Origin of the sequence: Arthrobacter sp. MSA 4-2 (assembly GCF_016405885.1) — a bacterium.
Taxonomy (GTDB): Bacteria; Actinomycetota; Actinomycetes; order Actinomycetales; family Micrococcaceae; genus Arthrobacter_D.
Genome location: NZ_JAEKGC010000010.1, coordinates 109,223 through 122,895, shown reverse-complemented (window position 1 = coordinate 122,895; position 13,673 = coordinate 109,223). Strand labels below are relative to the sequence as shown.

The 13,673-nt window shown below is 68.4% G+C and carries 12 protein-coding genes; 9 read left to right on the top strand and 3 right to left on the bottom strand.

Features of this window, described 5'->3' with window-relative positions; all coding sequences use genetic code 11:
• Positions 1-104 precede the first annotated feature (104 nt).
• The 7 genes from I6N91_RS12550 to pknB are packed head-to-tail and all read left to right on the top strand — an operon-like array spanning position 105 to position 9,478.
• Positions 105-836 carry a DUF3662 and FHA domain-containing protein gene (locus I6N91_RS12550; protein WP_198813022.1) on the top strand — a complete coding sequence of 244 codons (732 nt, stop codon included), beginning with the start codon at positions 105-107 and terminating at the stop codon, positions 834-836.
• Positions 833-1,312, top strand: a complete 480-nt coding sequence (locus I6N91_RS12545; RefSeq protein ID WP_198813020.1) for an FHA domain-containing protein — start codon at positions 833-835, stop codon at positions 1,310-1,312. The genes I6N91_RS12550 and I6N91_RS12545 overlap by 4 nt, the downstream gene beginning before the upstream one ends.
• Positions 1,313-1,314: 2 nt before the next feature.
• Positions 1,315-2,937, top strand: coding sequence for a PP2C family serine/threonine-protein phosphatase (locus tag I6N91_RS12540; RefSeq protein ID WP_233091808.1), 1,623 nt, complete (start codon positions 1,315-1,317; stop codon positions 2,935-2,937).
• Entirely contained in the window at positions 2,934-4,352 is a 1,419-nt protein-coding gene (locus tag I6N91_RS12535; RefSeq protein ID WP_198813017.1) for an FtsW/RodA/SpoVE family cell cycle protein, read from the top strand. The genes I6N91_RS12540 and I6N91_RS12535 overlap by 4 nt, the downstream gene beginning before the upstream one ends.
• Positions 4,349-5,791 carry a penicillin-binding protein 2 gene (locus tag I6N91_RS12530; RefSeq protein WP_198813014.1) on the top strand — a complete coding sequence of 481 codons (1,443 nt, stop codon included), beginning with the start codon at positions 4,349-4,351 and terminating at the stop codon, positions 5,789-5,791. The genes I6N91_RS12535 and I6N91_RS12530 overlap by 4 nt, the downstream gene beginning before the upstream one ends.
• A complete protein-coding gene (locus I6N91_RS12525) occupies positions 5,788-7,539 on the top strand; it encodes a protein kinase (protein ID WP_198813011.1) in 1,752 nt (583 codons plus the stop codon). The genes I6N91_RS12530 and I6N91_RS12525 overlap by 4 nt, the downstream gene beginning before the upstream one ends.
• A gap of 22 nt (positions 7,540-7,561) precedes the next feature.
• The gene (gene pknB, locus I6N91_RS12520) at positions 7,562-9,478 is read left to right on the top strand and encodes a Stk1 family PASTA domain-containing Ser/Thr kinase (RefSeq protein WP_198813008.1); all 1,917 of its coding nucleotides are present in this window, start codon (positions 7,562-7,564) and stop codon (positions 9,476-9,478) included.
• Between the two features lie 130 nt (positions 9,479-9,608).
• On the opposite strand, the gene I6N91_RS12515 is transcribed toward pknB, so the two are convergent.
• Positions 9,609-10,253, bottom strand: a complete 645-nt coding sequence (locus tag I6N91_RS12515) for an aminodeoxychorismate/anthranilate synthase component II (protein WP_198813005.1) — start codon at positions 10,251-10,253, stop codon at positions 9,609-9,611.
• A 271-nt stretch (positions 10,254-10,524) separates the two neighbouring features.
• On the opposite strand from I6N91_RS12515, the gene I6N91_RS12510 reads away from it, so the two are divergent.
• Both I6N91_RS12510 and I6N91_RS12505 read left to right on the top strand, forming a co-directional pair.
• On the top strand, positions 10,525-10,770 hold the full coding sequence (locus I6N91_RS12510) for a cell division protein CrgA (protein WP_198813002.1): 246 nt from the start codon (positions 10,525-10,527) through the stop codon (positions 10,768-10,770).
• Between the two features lie 15 nt (positions 10,771-10,785).
• Positions 10,786-11,802 (top strand): SDR family NAD(P)-dependent oxidoreductase, encoded by a 1,017-nt coding sequence (locus tag I6N91_RS12505; RefSeq protein WP_198813000.1) that lies wholly within the window; start codon positions 10,786-10,788, stop codon positions 11,800-11,802.
• 394 nt (positions 11,803-12,196) lie between these two features.
• On the opposite strand, the gene I6N91_RS12500 is transcribed toward I6N91_RS12505, so the two are convergent.
• Together I6N91_RS12500 and I6N91_RS12495 are read right to left on the bottom strand one after the other, a co-directional pair.
• Positions 12,197-13,066 carry a rhomboid family intramembrane serine protease gene (locus tag I6N91_RS12500; protein ID WP_198812998.1) on the bottom strand — a complete coding sequence of 290 codons (870 nt, stop codon included), beginning with the start codon at positions 13,064-13,066 and terminating at the stop codon, positions 12,197-12,199.
• 5 nt (positions 13,067-13,071) lie between these two features.
• Positions 13,072-13,614: a peptidylprolyl isomerase gene (locus I6N91_RS12495; protein ID WP_198812997.1), complete on the bottom strand. Its 543-nt coding sequence runs from the start codon at positions 13,612-13,614 to the stop codon at positions 13,072-13,074.
• Between the last annotated feature and the right edge of the window lie 59 nt (positions 13,615-13,673).

Below are 13,673 nucleotides of genomic sequence, written 5' to 3'. Positions count from 1 at the left end.
TTATACGGTCCTGGGCACTTTCGCCCGGGACCTTGGGTACCGTACAAGTTCACGAGCACGGCACCGGACACGACATCAGGCAGCGAGCGGTTAGGAGGTGGCACATGGGCATTCTCGACAATGTTGAACGTGGCTTGGAAAAGCTGGTCCGGGGCGCCTTCAGCACCGGATCCCGCTCCCGGGTCCAGCCCGTGGAGATCGCCAGCTCCCTGCGGCGCGAACTCGACCACAAGTCGCTGGTTCTGGCCGAGGGACGCACCCTGGCCCCCAACGTCTTCACCGCCCGGCTCTCGGATCCTGACTTCGAACAGGCCCAACAGTGGGGATCGGCCCTCGCCGAAGAGCTGTGCGACGTCGTCATCCGGCACGTCAACAGCCAGCAGTACACCCTCCAGGGCCCGGTGCGCGTGTCCTTCGCCAACGACTCGGCGCTGAAGCCCGGTGTCTTCGAGGTCGACTCGAGTATTGAGAAGCAGCCGGGGTCCCGGTCGCCCGCCGCACCGGCGGCCCCCGCGCGCCAGCCCGTGCAGTACCAGCCCATCCTCGAACTCGGCGGCCAGCGCTACTCACTGAACGCCGGGTCGATCGTCCTTGGCAGGTCCTCCGAGGCGGACATCCTCGTCGAGGACACCGGCGTCTCACGGCGCCACCTTGAAATCCGCACCGACGGTGGACGGGCCGTCGCCATCGAGCTCGGGTCGACCAACGGCAGCTTCGTCAACGGCCAGCGCGTCCAGGGCCAGACCGAACTCACCGACGGCTCGATGATCACCATGGGCCGCACCCGCATGACCTTCCGACTGGTTCCCGTCCAGAACGGTGGACACCGGATATGAGCGAACTGACCGTGACGCTGCTGCGCTACGGATTCCTGCTTCTTGTGTGGATCCTGGTGATCAGCACCGTCAGCGCCCTGCGCCGCGACCTGGTGGTGGGCCAGCGCAACAAGACCGGCACCCCCACCCCGAGGCAGGCCCGGAAGCACCCGGAACTGGTGGAGGAGCCTGCGCCGTCCCGGCCCCAGGCCCGCCGGCTCGTGGTGACCGAAGGCCCCCTGACGGGCACCACGCTGGACCTCGCCGCGAGCCCGATCCTGCTCGGCCGTGCACAGGAGGCGACCCTGGTGCTCGAGGACGACTATGCCTCCGGCCGGCACGCGAGGCTGTTCCCGCAGGGAAGCCGGTGGTTCATCGAAGACCTTGGCTCGACGAACGGAACCTACCTTGCGGGGAACCAGCTGACCCGTGCCCTCCCCGTCGACCCCGGCGTGCCCATCCGGATCGGTAAGACGGTTATCGAATTGAGGCCATAGCCATGGCCTACTTCCTGCGGTTCGCCGCGCGCTCCGACGTGGGCATGGTCCGCGCCAAGAACGACGACTCCGCCTATGTAGGCCGCTACCTCGCCGTGGTCGCCGACGGGATGGGCGGCCACGCCGGAGGCAACATCGCCTCGGCCTCCACCGTCCTGGACCTGGTCCACCTTGACCGCAGCCATCAGCGCGGCGACGCCGGCACCGAACTGGCCGACGAGATCCAGACCGCCAACTCCCTGCTTTCGGAACTTGTCAGCACCAACCCGCAGCTTGCCGGGATGGGCACCACGGTGACCGCCCTGCTGCTGAACGGGGACCGGCTCGAACTTGCCCATATCGGTGACTCCCGGGCCTACCGCCTGAAAAACGGCGTCTTTGAGCAGATCACCACCGATCACACATTCGTGCAGCGCCTGATCGATGAAGGCCGGCTCCGCCCCGAGGAAGCCGATGTCCACCCCCACAAGAACGTCCTGATGCGGGTGCTGGGCGACGTCGATGCGAGCCCGGAGCTGGATCTGCAGACCCTCGAGGTCGAGCCGGGCGAGCGGTGGCTTCTCTGTTCGGATGGACTCACAGCGGTACTGAACGACCGCATGGTCGAGCAGATCGTTCGGGAGACCCCGAACCTTGACGAGTGTGTCAACGCGCTGGTTGAGCTCACCCTGGCCGGTGGGTCACCGGACAACGTCACGGTCGCCGTCGTCGAGGTCGCCCTGACCACCGGCGACGAGCCCGAGCCGGAGCTGCGCCCGGTTCTGCCCTCGGCCCGTGAGGCGGCGGGGGAGCGCGAGGTCTCCGCGGGACCCGCCGGCGCCGCGGCCGCCGGTACCGGAGAGCCCACAGAACCGGCCGTACGCGCCGACCTGATCCGTGAGGACCTCCTCAGCCGGCCGCACCTCCTGGTGGGTGCCGCGGCGCTTGCCACCGAGACCGGCCAGATCCCGATCGTCACCCAGCGCTCCACCGAGCGGCGGGCCGCCCTGATGCTCACCCACAAGGCCCAGACGCCCGAGGGTCCCCTCGAGGAGGCTCCGGCGCGCCGGGTCCGTCGCTGGCTGGGCCCGGCCTTCGTCACGCTCGGAGTGCTGATCCTGCTCGCCGTGCTCGGATTCGGCTACACCTGGACGCAGACCCGGTTCTACGTGGCGGCGGCGGGGGACCGGGTGGCCGTCTACAACGGCGTCCCGCAGACGCTGGGTCCCATCCAGCTCAGCCACGTCTATGAGCGGACCACCATTCCGGTGTCGAACCTCCCGGAGTTCCGGCGCTCCCAGCTGGAGGGCGGCCTGCCCGCCAGTAACCTCCGGGAAGCCGAACGCATCATCGAGGACCTGCGCGGTGAACTGCGCGCCGTGGGCTGCGCGCCGGAGGGAGGCCCTCAGGCCACCGACGGCCCGAGCGCCGAACCGACCCCCGGTTCCTCCGCCTCGGCGTCCCCCTCGCCGACGCCATCCCCCTCGCCGACGCCATCCCCCTCGGCATCACGTTCCGCATCCCCGTCCGCATCCCCCTCGGCAGCCGCGGGCGCGACGGCGACGCCGCAGGCCCGGCCGTCACCCTCGGGTGCTGCGGCGGACCCCGGTGCCGTCACCGCCGACTGTGGAGGCAACCTCGAATGAGCGATGTACTGACCGTCCCCCGCTCGCGGCGCAATGTCGAGGCGGCCCTGCTGCTGCTTGCCTTCGCCGTAGCCGTGGGCGCCAACTTCGTAGCCGGGCTTGAGCGCGAGGAGCCTTTCAACGACTACTTCTGGCGGCAGGCGTCAACCCTGGTGGGCATGGGGATCCTCGTCCACCTCATCCTCCGCATCCGAGCGAAATATGCAGATCCGGTAATACTTCCGATCGTCATCGCCCTGAACGGCATCGGCCTTGCCATGATTCACCGGCTGGACCTGCCCCGGATGGAGAATCCGGACTTCGTTCCCGTGGCGCCGCAGCAGCTGACCTGGACGGCGGTGGCGATTGTTGCCGCCTCGGTTCTGCTGATCTTCCTGCGCGACCACCGCATCCTCCGGCGGTTTACCTACATTTCGCTGATCGTCAGCGCCATCCTGCTGCTGCTGCCGCTGACCCCGCTGGGGCTCGAAATCAACGGCGCTCGGATCTGGATCAATGTCGGCTTCGGCACCTTCCAGCCGGGAGAGGTCGCCAAGATCACCCTGGCCATCTTCTTCGCAGGCTATCTCTCCACGAACCGGGATCTGATCCTGCTGGCCGGCAAGAAGCTCGGCCCCCTCCAGCTCCCACGGTTCAAGGACCTTGCCCCAATGATCGCCGCCTGGCTCGTGAGCATCGGCGTGCTGATCCTGCAGCGCGACCTCGGGTCCTCGATCCTCTTCTTCGGCCTCTTCATGGCCATGATCTACGTGGCGACGAGCCGGGTGAGCTGGGTTCTGATCGGTCTCGCCATGATCGGCGTCGGCGCCTTCATCGCCCTTGAGCTGTTCAGCCACGTGGCGCTCCGCTTCGACAGCTGGCTCAACGCCTTCGACCCCGAGGTGTACAACCGGGCCCCGGGCGGAAGCCAGCAGGTGGTGCAGGGGCTCTTCGGACTGGCCAACGGCGGGCTGGCCGGAACCGGCTTCGGCCAGGGCCGGCCCGACCTCGTGACATATGCCAACAGCGACATGATTATTGCCGCGCTTGGCGAGGAACTCGGCATGATCGGAGTGTTCGCCATCATCCTGCTGTACATCCTCCTCGTCTCCCGCGGATTCCGGGCCGCCCTCGGCACCAAGGACGGGTTCGGGAAGCTGCTGGCCTGCGGCCTTTCCTTCACCATCGCCCTCCAGTGTTTCGTGGTCATCGGCGGCATCACCCGGCTGATTCCCCTCACCGGGCTCACCACCCCGTTCATGTCCGCCGGCGGGTCCTCACTGCTGGCGAACTGGATCATCGTCGCCCTGCTGCTGCTGATTTCGGAGACCGCCCGCCGACCGGTGCGGACGGCCGCCCCCAGTGAACCGGCCGCAGTTCTGTCGGCTTCAGGCAGGGGGGCGCTTCCACGGCGCCCCAAGGAGGGATCACGTTGAACCAGGCAATCCGCAGCGCATGGGTGGTGGCGATCGGGATGTTCGCCCTCATCCTCGGATCGCTGACCTACGTGCAGTTCTTCGAGGCCGAGGAACTCAACACCAACGACTGGAACAACCGGCAGCTCTACCAGGACTTCGGCCGGCCCCGCGGGGCGATCCTCGTGGACGGCAAGGCAGTGGCGGAGTCGGTGCCCTCCAACGACCAGTTCAACTTCCAGCGGGTCTACAACGAGCCGAACCTCTACGCCCACCTGACCGGCTTCTACTCCCTGGTCAACGGGTCCACGCAGCTCGAGCAGGCCTCGGCCGGCCTGCTCTCGGGCACCAGCGACGAGCTGTTCTACGACCGGATCGTCGGACTCCTCTCCGGTGCCAGCAGCCAGGGCGCCTCGGTTGAGCTCACCATCGACCCCCAGATCCAGCAGCTCGCCTGGGACCTGATCCCGGAGGGCCAGCGCGGCTCCATCGTGGTCACCGAGCCCGCGACCGGGAACATCCTCGCCATGGTCTCCAAGCCCTCCTACGACCCGAACCTGATCGCCGTCCACGACACCGAGATCGCCGCCCGGAACGTCGAACAGCTCTCGGCGGTCCCCGGCCTGTCCATCTACCGCAACCCGGCCACCGAATCCCTGGTGGCCCCGGGGTCGGTCTTCAAGCTGGTGGACGCCGCCGCGGCGCTCGAATCCGGCGACTACGACGCCGAGTCCCAGATTCCCAACCCGCCCGTGCTCCCCCTTCCCGGCACCACCATCGGCCTGCCCAACTACGTCAATGGAACCTGCGCCACGCGCACGACCGCCGACCTCGAGTTCGCCCTCGAGCAGTCCTGCAACACGCCTTTCGCCCAGATCGCCTGGGACCTCGGCGAGGATGCCATCCAGGAACAGGCCCGGCTGTTCGGCTTCGGGGAACGGCACCAGATCCCCGTGGCCGTCGAGGCCAGCCAGTTCCCCAGCGACCTCAGCCAGCCCGAGCTCGCCCAGTCGGCCATCGGCCAGTTCGACGTCAAGGTGACTCCGCTCCAGATGGCCATGGTCGCCTCGGCGATCGCCAACGACGGCGTCCTGATGAAGCCGAACCTCATCAAGGCCGTGCGGGCCGCCGACCTCGAGCTGATCGATTCACCCTCACCGGAGGTCCTCCACGAATCGGTCAGCGCCGGCACGGCGGATCAGCTGACCGAGTGGATGGTGAACGTCGTGGACAACGGAACCGGGCGGGGCGCCCAGATTCCGGGCGTCGAGGTGGCGGGCAAGACCGGCACCGCCGAGGTCGAAGGGCGCGGGGACAACGCCTGGTTCACCGGCTTCGCCCCGGCGGAGGACCCCCAGGTCGCCGTCACGATTGTCATGGAGGATGTCGACCTGGCCACGGGATCGCAGCTCACAAGTCCAAATGCCAAGCAGATCATTGAGGCGGTGTTGAACCAGTGAGGCCTACGTCGGGTATCACCCTGGGCGGCAGATTCCAGCTGACCGAACGCATCGCCATCGGCGGCATGGGCGAGGTGTGGAAGGCCCGCGACAAGGTGCTGGGCCGGGTCGTCGCCATTAAGATCCTTAAAGAGGAATACTCGGGGGACCCCGCGTTCCTGAACCGCTTCCGCGCCGAGGCCCGCCATACGGCCCTGCTGAACCACGAGGGCATCGCCAACGTCTTCGACTACGGCGAGGAAGAAGGCTCGGCCTACCTCGTGATGGAACTGGTGCCCGGCCAGCCCCTCTCGGCGGTGATCGAGCGCGAAGGCGTGCTCTCCCCGGACCGCGCCCTCTCGATCATTGGCCAGACCGCCACCGCCCTCGCTGTCGCCCACCGGCAGGGACTCGTGCACCGCGACGTGAAGCCGGGAAACATCCTCGTCCTCCCCGACGGGCGCGTGAAGATCACCGACTTCGGCATTGCCCGGCTCGCCGACCAGGTGCCGCTGACCGCGACGGGCCAGGTGATGGGCACCGCCCAGTACCTCGCGCCCGAGCAGGCGACCGGGCAGCAGGCCACCGGCTCGAGCGACATCTATGCCCTGGGCGTCATCGGGTATGAGCTGCTGGCCGGCCGGCGCCCCTTCTCCGGAGAGTCGCAGATCGCCATTGCCCTGGCCCAGGTCAACGACGCCCCTCCGCCGCTTCCGGAGCACATCCCGCACCCGGTGCGGGCACTGATCGCCTCGATGCTCGCGAAGGACCCCTCCGACCGGCCGGCGGACGCCGAATCCCTGTCCCGGGCGGTTGACGCCATCCGAGCCGGTTCGATCCGCGCCGCCGAGGCCGCGGTCCCCGGCATGCTCCTGTTCGGAGGGGACGCCGAGGCAACAGCCGCCGTGCCCCGCCAGGACACCGCCGCCACGCGCGCGGTGCCCGCTCCGTCCACCTCGGCGATGCCGACAATTGCCGCCGCAGCCGCGGTTCCAGCCGCCGCAGGGACCGGCGGTCTTGCCGCTTCCCGGGACTGGACCGAGGAGGAGGTGGAACCGGAGGCGCCGCGGGACCGCGAGGAGCACCGCCGGAACCCCTGGCTGCTTCCCGTCATCATCCTTGTGCTCATCGCCCTTCTTGCGCTGGCGTCGATGCTCATCTGGCCGCTCCTGGCGGGCGAACGCGGAGACCCCGCGCCCGCCACGACAAGTTCCGCCCCCCGCTCGACCGCTCCGAGTCCGCGCCCCACCCCCACGACGAACTCGCCGACGCCGGAGCAGACGACGCCGGAGCCCGCGGCGATCGTCATCGACCCCAATGCATACCTGGGACGGAATGTTGACGAGGTCACCGCGGAGCTCACCGCCCTGGGCCTGTCGGTGAACCGCACCGGCGAGCCATCGCCCGAACCGGCCGGCGCGGTGACCGACATCAACCCGGTGGGCACGGTCAGCCCCGGGCAGACCATCCAGCTGACCTTCTCCGAGGGCCCCCGCCAGGTCGCCGTCCCCGGCGGTCTCGCGGGCCAGGACGAGGGAACGGTCCGCCAGCGCCTCGTCGAAGCGGGCCTGACTCCGGTCAACGCCGGCTCCGAGGTGTCCGACCAGCCGGCGGGCTCGGTCCTCCGCGTCGATCCGGCCGAAGGCACGAACCTCAATGAGGGTTCCGAGGTCCGGTACATCGTCTCCTCGGGCCCCCCTCCCACGACGCCGCCCGCCGACGAGGAATCGTCCTCGCCCACGCCCGACGCGACGAGCCCGGGATCGTGAGGCCGCCGTGGAGGGAATCCCGATGACCGCCGAGCGTGTCCTCAACGGCCGGTACGAGGTCCTTCACCTGATCGGGCGGGGCGGCATGGCCGACGTCCACCTCGGCCGGGACATCCGGTTGGGGCGCTCGGTCGCGATCAAGGTCCTGCGCAAGGACCTCGCCCGGGACCCGCTGTTTCAGTCACGGTTCCGCCGGGAAGCGCAGGCGGTGGCGGGGCTGAACAACCCCAATATCGTCGCCGTCTACGACACGGGCGAGGAGGAGATCCCCGACCGGCCCGACCACGAGGTGCGGGTGCCGTTCATCGTGATGGAGTACGTGGAAGGCCGCACCCTGCGGGACCTGGTGAGGTCCGGGGAGCTGAACGAGCAGGATGCCGTGCGGTATCTGGCCGGCGTGCTGTCCGCGCTTGCGTACAGCCACCGCGCCGGAATCGTCCACCGCGACATCAAGCCCGCGAACGTTATGGTGACGCCTGAAGGCCGCGTGAAGGTCATGGACTTCGGCATCGCGCGGGCGATGGCCGACTCGGCCGCCACCATGACGCAGACCCAGGCCGTGGTGGGCACTGCCCAATACCTTTCGCCCGAGCAGGCCCGGGGCGAGACCGTCGATGCCCGCAGCGATCTCTACTCGGCCGGGTGCCTGCTGTACGAGCTGGTGGCCGGGAGGCCTCCCTTCGTGGGCGACAGCCCGGTGTCGGTGGCGTACCAGCACGTGCGGGAGGAACCGAAACCTGCCAGCAGCTTCAATCCGCAGGTCAGTCCGGCTCTCGACTCGGTGCTGGCCAAGGCCCTGGCGAAGGACCGGCAGGATCGATTCCAGGACGCCGCCTCCTTCGCGGCGGCCCTTGAGGACGCCCGCCGCGGCAAGGTCTTCAGCGACACCGGATCGCTGCCCACCCAGGCTCTGGCGACCGTGGAGCCTGCGACCCGGATGGTTCCGGCAGCGGCACTGCCTTTCCCAGCGGAGGAGGATGGATCCCCCGCCACCCGCACCATGGATCGGGTGCCCTCCTCCGGAGCCTCACCGCTCGCCTCCCTGACCCACCGTGAAGAGGACCTGCTCCCGGCACCCGGTGAGGACTACGACGACGGCGCGCACCGCAATTCTCGCCGCCGGGCTTGGATTGTGGTGTGGGTCCTGGCCGCCCTGCTTGTGGTTCTCGCGGCCGGCTATGCCCTCCTGTACTCCGTGGGCAGGACAGAGCCGGAGGCTCCACCCCGGATCGAGGTTCCCGCTGTAGCCAGCATGACCGAGGCCGACGGGGTCGCGACGCTTTATGAAGCCGACCTCATCCCGATCGTTGAAGAGCGCTTCCATGCCACGACGGAGGCGGGGCTGATCATTGACTCCGACCCTGCCGCCGGTGCGCAGGTGGAAGCCAAGTCCCGGGTGACCATCTCGATCTCCAAGGGTCCGGCCAACATCGCGGTACCCGAGGGGCTCGCCGGACTGACAGAGTCCTCGGCCCGGGAGGCCCTTGAGGCCGTCGGCCTCAAGGGCGGTGAAATTTCCGAGACGCTGAGCCCCGACATGCCGCAGGGCCGCGTGGTCTCCACGGATCCGGAGTCCGGGCAGTCAGTCCCGGCCGGCAGCGCAGTAAACCTCGTGCTCTCAAACGGCAAGGTGAGCGTTCCACAGCTCATCGGGCTGACCCGGGCGGAGGCGGAGGCCGCATTGGCCGATCCCGCGGTGAAGCTGCCCTTCAGGGTGGAGGTCGCCGAAGACAAGGATGCGGAGCCCGGCACGGTCCTGGAGCAGAGCTCTCCGGCGGCCTCCGAGGTGAACCAGGGGACTGAAATTGTCCTCACCGTTTCCCGTGCGCCGGAGCCGGAGCCGGTCGAGGATCCTACGCCTGAGCCCGCCCCCGAGACGGAGACCAGCCCTCCGGGCTCGGGAAAACCAAGCGATAAGCCCAAGCCGAACGATCCCTGACCGCTGTACCGTGACCGCACAATACCGACCCCCGAACCCGGCGGGAAGAGTCCACGCGCCCCGGGAAGCCGGGCCACGGACAGCGGCCCGGTCAGTGAGTGAGGTCAGTGAGTGAGGTCAGTGATCGGGGTCAGCGGGAGATCAGTGGACTGAGCGTTGCGGCCTTCGCCGCCGCGCCCTCAAGCCCCAGCGACTCAAGCCAGGTGCCAAGCATCTGGTAGCCGCCCTCGGTGAGGACGGACTCCGGGTGGAACTGCACCCCGCACAGCGGTGCGGTTCGATGCTCCAGGCCCATGATGATTCCGCTGGCAGTGCGGGCCGTCACCTCGAGTTCGGCCGGAAGGTCCTCGCTGACGGCCGCCAGCGAGTGATAGCGGGTGGCGGTCAGGGGCGACGGGAGGCCCGCGAAGACGCTCTGGGAGGTGTGCTCGACGAGCGAGGTCTTCCCGTGCATCAGTTCCGGTGCGTGGGTCACCGTGCCCCCGTAGGCCTCGGCGAGGGCCTGATGGCCCAGGCAGACCCCGAGCATCGGCTTCGCATGGTCGCCGCACCAGCGGATGAGGTCGACGATGACGCCGGCGTCGGCGGGCGTGCCGGGGCCGGGGGACACCAGGACGCCGTCGCGGCTCTCGGCCAGGGCCGCGGCTTCGGCGAGGGTGACGTCGTCGTTCCTCACGACGGTGGTCTCCGCCCCGAGTTCCTGAAGGTACCCCACGAGGGTGTAGACGAAGCTGTCGTAGTTGTCGACGACGAGAATCCGGACTGAATCAGCCATTTCACAAATGCCAATCGTTGCTGGGTGATAGATCCAATTGTGTCACCGTCCAGACCTGCCGACAGCATCGGGGCCGTGGAACGGGGCACTGGACGCGTCTTCCGGCGCCGGCCCTGCAGTCCCCGCCCCGACCGCTGGATTCTTGGTTAGAATCGACAGCAGGAACCGTGCCCGCGCCGGAGTCCGCTCGAGCCGGCGCGGAAAATCGTCGGGCGGCCCCGCCGCGCCATTGAAGGCCGGCCGTTCCCGCCCGGCCCGTCAAGGAGGATAAGTGCCCGAGTCAAAGCCCCGCAGGAAGACCGCACCGGTCAGGACTGCTGTCGCAGCGGAGCCCAAGCCCAACCCGGTCTGGTACAAGCCGGTCATGTTCGGGCTGATGATCCTTGGCCTGCTGTGGATCATCGTCTACTACATCTCCGAAGGCACCCTGCCCGTGCGGTCCTGGGAAGGACTGAATATCGTCGCCGGCTTCGGTATTGCGATTATCGGGTTCCTCATGACCACGCGCTGGCGCTGACGGAGCCGATGTCCGGTGGGGACGCGCGCCGGCCCTCCTGAGGGGACGCCCGCGCCCGGGGACGTCGTCGTCATCACCGGAGCCTCAAGCGGAATCGGCCGGGCCACGGCCCACGCCTTCGCCGGAAACGGCGCCCGGCTCGTCCTCGCCTCGCGCTCGCCCGAGAGCCTCGGAGACGTCGTCGCCGAATGCGCCGCGCTCGGCGCCCGGGCCGTAGCCGTTCCCACCGATGTGACCCGTGAGGCCGACGTCGAGGCCCTGATGGAGGCGGCCCTGCGCGCCTACGGGCACGTCGACGCCTGGATCGGGTGCGCGTCCACCTACAGCTATGGGACCTTCGAGGACACACCGTCAGCCGTCTTCCGCCGCATCGTCGAGACCACGCTCTTCGGCCAGGTGCATGGAGCCCGCGCCGTCCTTCCGCACTTCCGCGCACAGGGCCGCGGCACCCTCGTCCTCGTGGGCTCGGTGTTCTCCAAGGTCTCCGCTCCCTATATCTCCCCGTATGTCACAGGCAAGTTCGGGCTGCTCGGCTTCGCCGAGGTGCTGAGGCACGAGTACCGGGACGCTCCGCAGATTTCCATCTGCGCCGTCCTGCCGGCCACCATCGACACCCCCATCTACCAGCATGCCGCGAACTACACCGGCCGGGAGGTCCACCCTCTTCCCCCGGTGGTTGCCCCTGAACGCGTCGCCCGCGCCATCGTGCGCACCGTGCGCCGTCCGCGGCCGGTCCGGGTGGTGGGACGCCTCCAGGGCGCCGCTATCCCGCTCGCCCGCTTCCTGCCGGGCCTCTACGCCCGCTGCATCCACCCCCTGATGGACATCCTGGCCCTGCGCCGGGAGTCGACCTCCCCGGCCGCCGGGACGGTCTTCGTATCCGACCCCTCGACCAACCGCGTGACCGGCGGGTGGCGTACCGCGGGCGCGCTGCGGTCCTGGCCGTACGGCCTACGGTCCGCCCGACGGCGGAAATCTCCACCGCGTGGAGGCGCCGGAGAACCGGCCCCACCGAGCGGGACCGGGGCCTGAAACCCCGTCTCTACAGCACCGGCCTCCAGGGGTGCCGGGAACGCGTCCGCCAGGAGCGCCGGCCCAGGGGGATGGGGATCTAGGGAGGCCGCTGTGGACAGAACGCGGGGCGTGGGGGAAATCTAGCTCCGGACCCTTAGTGACAGCAGTCACTTTTGTCCCAATATTCCCTGTACACACGTTGTGCACTAAGTTATCCACAGGTGTGGAGAAGATTGGGGGAAATCCTCCCGATCCGCCGAGTGCCGCCCCATTGTTATCCACATCTGTGGAATTACATGTGTGTAAGTTTTCCCCTGTGTGGATAAACCCTGTGGATAAAGCGAAGGGATCCGGCGGCCTGAGCGGCAGCCGGATCCCTTTCCGGTTCGTTGTGCACAGCGTTCGGGGCGGCCTAGACCGTGATGAGGACCGATCCAAGGAAGGTCAGCACGGCGAGGACAGCCGTCACCGCCCCCACCCCACTCCACTGAAGGGCCGGGCGCAGCCGGCCGCGGGGCACGTAGGCCAGCACGGCCGCCACGGCGGCCCCGGTCAGCAGGCCGCCCAGGTGGGCCTGCCAGGCGATGCCCGGCACGACGAAGCCCAGCACCCCGTTGACGGCGATAAGGACGAGGATCTGGCGGACGTCCCCGCCCCGCTTCTTCTGGATGACGAAGAGGGCACCGAAGAGGCCGAAGACCGCGCCGGAGGCTCCCACGACCGGCTGGAACGGGTTGCTCAGCAGCAGGACCCCCACGGAACCGCCCAGCGCGGAGAGCAGATACAGCGCCAGGAAACGGGCGCGCCCGAGCGCCGGCTCCAGTGACTGGCCCAGGATCCACAAGGCGTACATATTAAAGGCGATGTGAAGCAGGAAGTTGGGCGAGTGGAGGAACGCGGCGGTAAACATCCGCCACGGCTCGGCGTCGATGGTCCCGGCATAGCCCGCGGTGTAAAGCGGGGCATACTGCAGCGACGCCGTCAGGCCCGGGACGGCCATCTGGAGCAGGAACAACAGGACACAGGCGCCGATGAGGACGACGGTGACCACCGGCCGGCCGGAGGTGGCCGCGCCGCCGAAGGCGGTGGTGGTCTTGGGGGTGTTGCGCGCCTGTTCGGCGATGCAGTCGACACACTGGATGCCCACGGCGGCCTGGCGCTGGCACTCCGGGCACGCCGGCCTGCCGCACCGCTGGCACCGGACGTAGCTGATGCGGTCGGGGTGCCGCGGGCAGACCGGCGCCTCCTGCGACGGACTGCCCGCGGGGACTCCGTAGGACACGGAGTCTAGAGCTGCTCTACGGTGATGCTGCTGACGACGACGTCCTCGAGGGGCTTGTCGCGCATATCGGTGCCGATCGCGTTCAGCTTGTCCACGATCTTCCGTGAAGCCTCGTCGGTGACGTCACCGAAGATGGTGTGCTTGCCCTGCAGCCAGGTAGTGGGCACCGAGGTGATGAAGAACTGTGACCCGTTCGTTCCGCGTCCGCCCTGGATCCCGGCGTTGGCCATGGCCAGCTTGTAGGGCTCGTTGAAGTCGAGCTCGGGGTGGATCTCGTCATCGAACTTGTATCCCGGGCCGCCGATGCCCTGGCCCAGCGGGTCCCCGCCCTGGATCATGAAGTCTTTGATGATGCGGTGGAAGATAGTTCCGTCGTACAGCGGCTTCGAGGTTTCCTCACCCGTCTGCGGGTGGGTCCAGGTAATCTCGCCCGTGGCGAGGCGCACGAAGTTCTTCACCGTCTTCGGCGCGTGGTTGCCAAAGAGATTGACAGCGATGTCGCCGTGGTTGGTGTGGATGGTGGCCTTTGCGGTTGGAATAGCAGTCATGGTGCCATTCTTCCACGGGGTGCCCGCCAAAAATCTGGGAGAGAAGCATTCCGCGCACA

Bases quoted from the DNA above. Each gene is read 5' to 3' on its own strand.
- I6N91_RS12550 (WP_198813022.1), top strand. From the start codon at position 105: ATGGGCATTCTCGACAATGTTGAACGTGGCTTGGAAAAGCTGGTCCGG.
- I6N91_RS12545 (WP_198813020.1), top strand. From the start codon at position 833: ATGAGCGAACTGACCGTGACGCTGCTGCGCTACGGATTCCTGCTTCTT.
- I6N91_RS12540 (WP_233091808.1), top strand. From the start codon at position 1,315: ATGGCCTACTTCCTGCGGTTCGCCGCGCGCTCCGACGTGGGCATGGTC.
- I6N91_RS12535 (WP_198813017.1), top strand. From the start codon at position 2,934: ATGAGCGATGTACTGACCGTCCCCCGCTCGCGGCGCAATGTCGAGGCG.
- pknB (WP_198813008.1), top strand. From the start codon at position 7,562: ATGACCGCCGAGCGTGTCCTCAACGGCCGGTACGAGGTCCTTCACCTG.
- I6N91_RS12515 (WP_198813005.1), bottom strand. From the start codon at position 10,253: ATGGCTGATTCAGTCCGGATTCTCGTCGTCGACAACTACGACAGCTTC.
- I6N91_RS12495 (WP_198812997.1), bottom strand. From the start codon at position 13,614: ATGACTGCTATTCCAACCGCAAAGGCCACCATCCACACCAACCACGGC.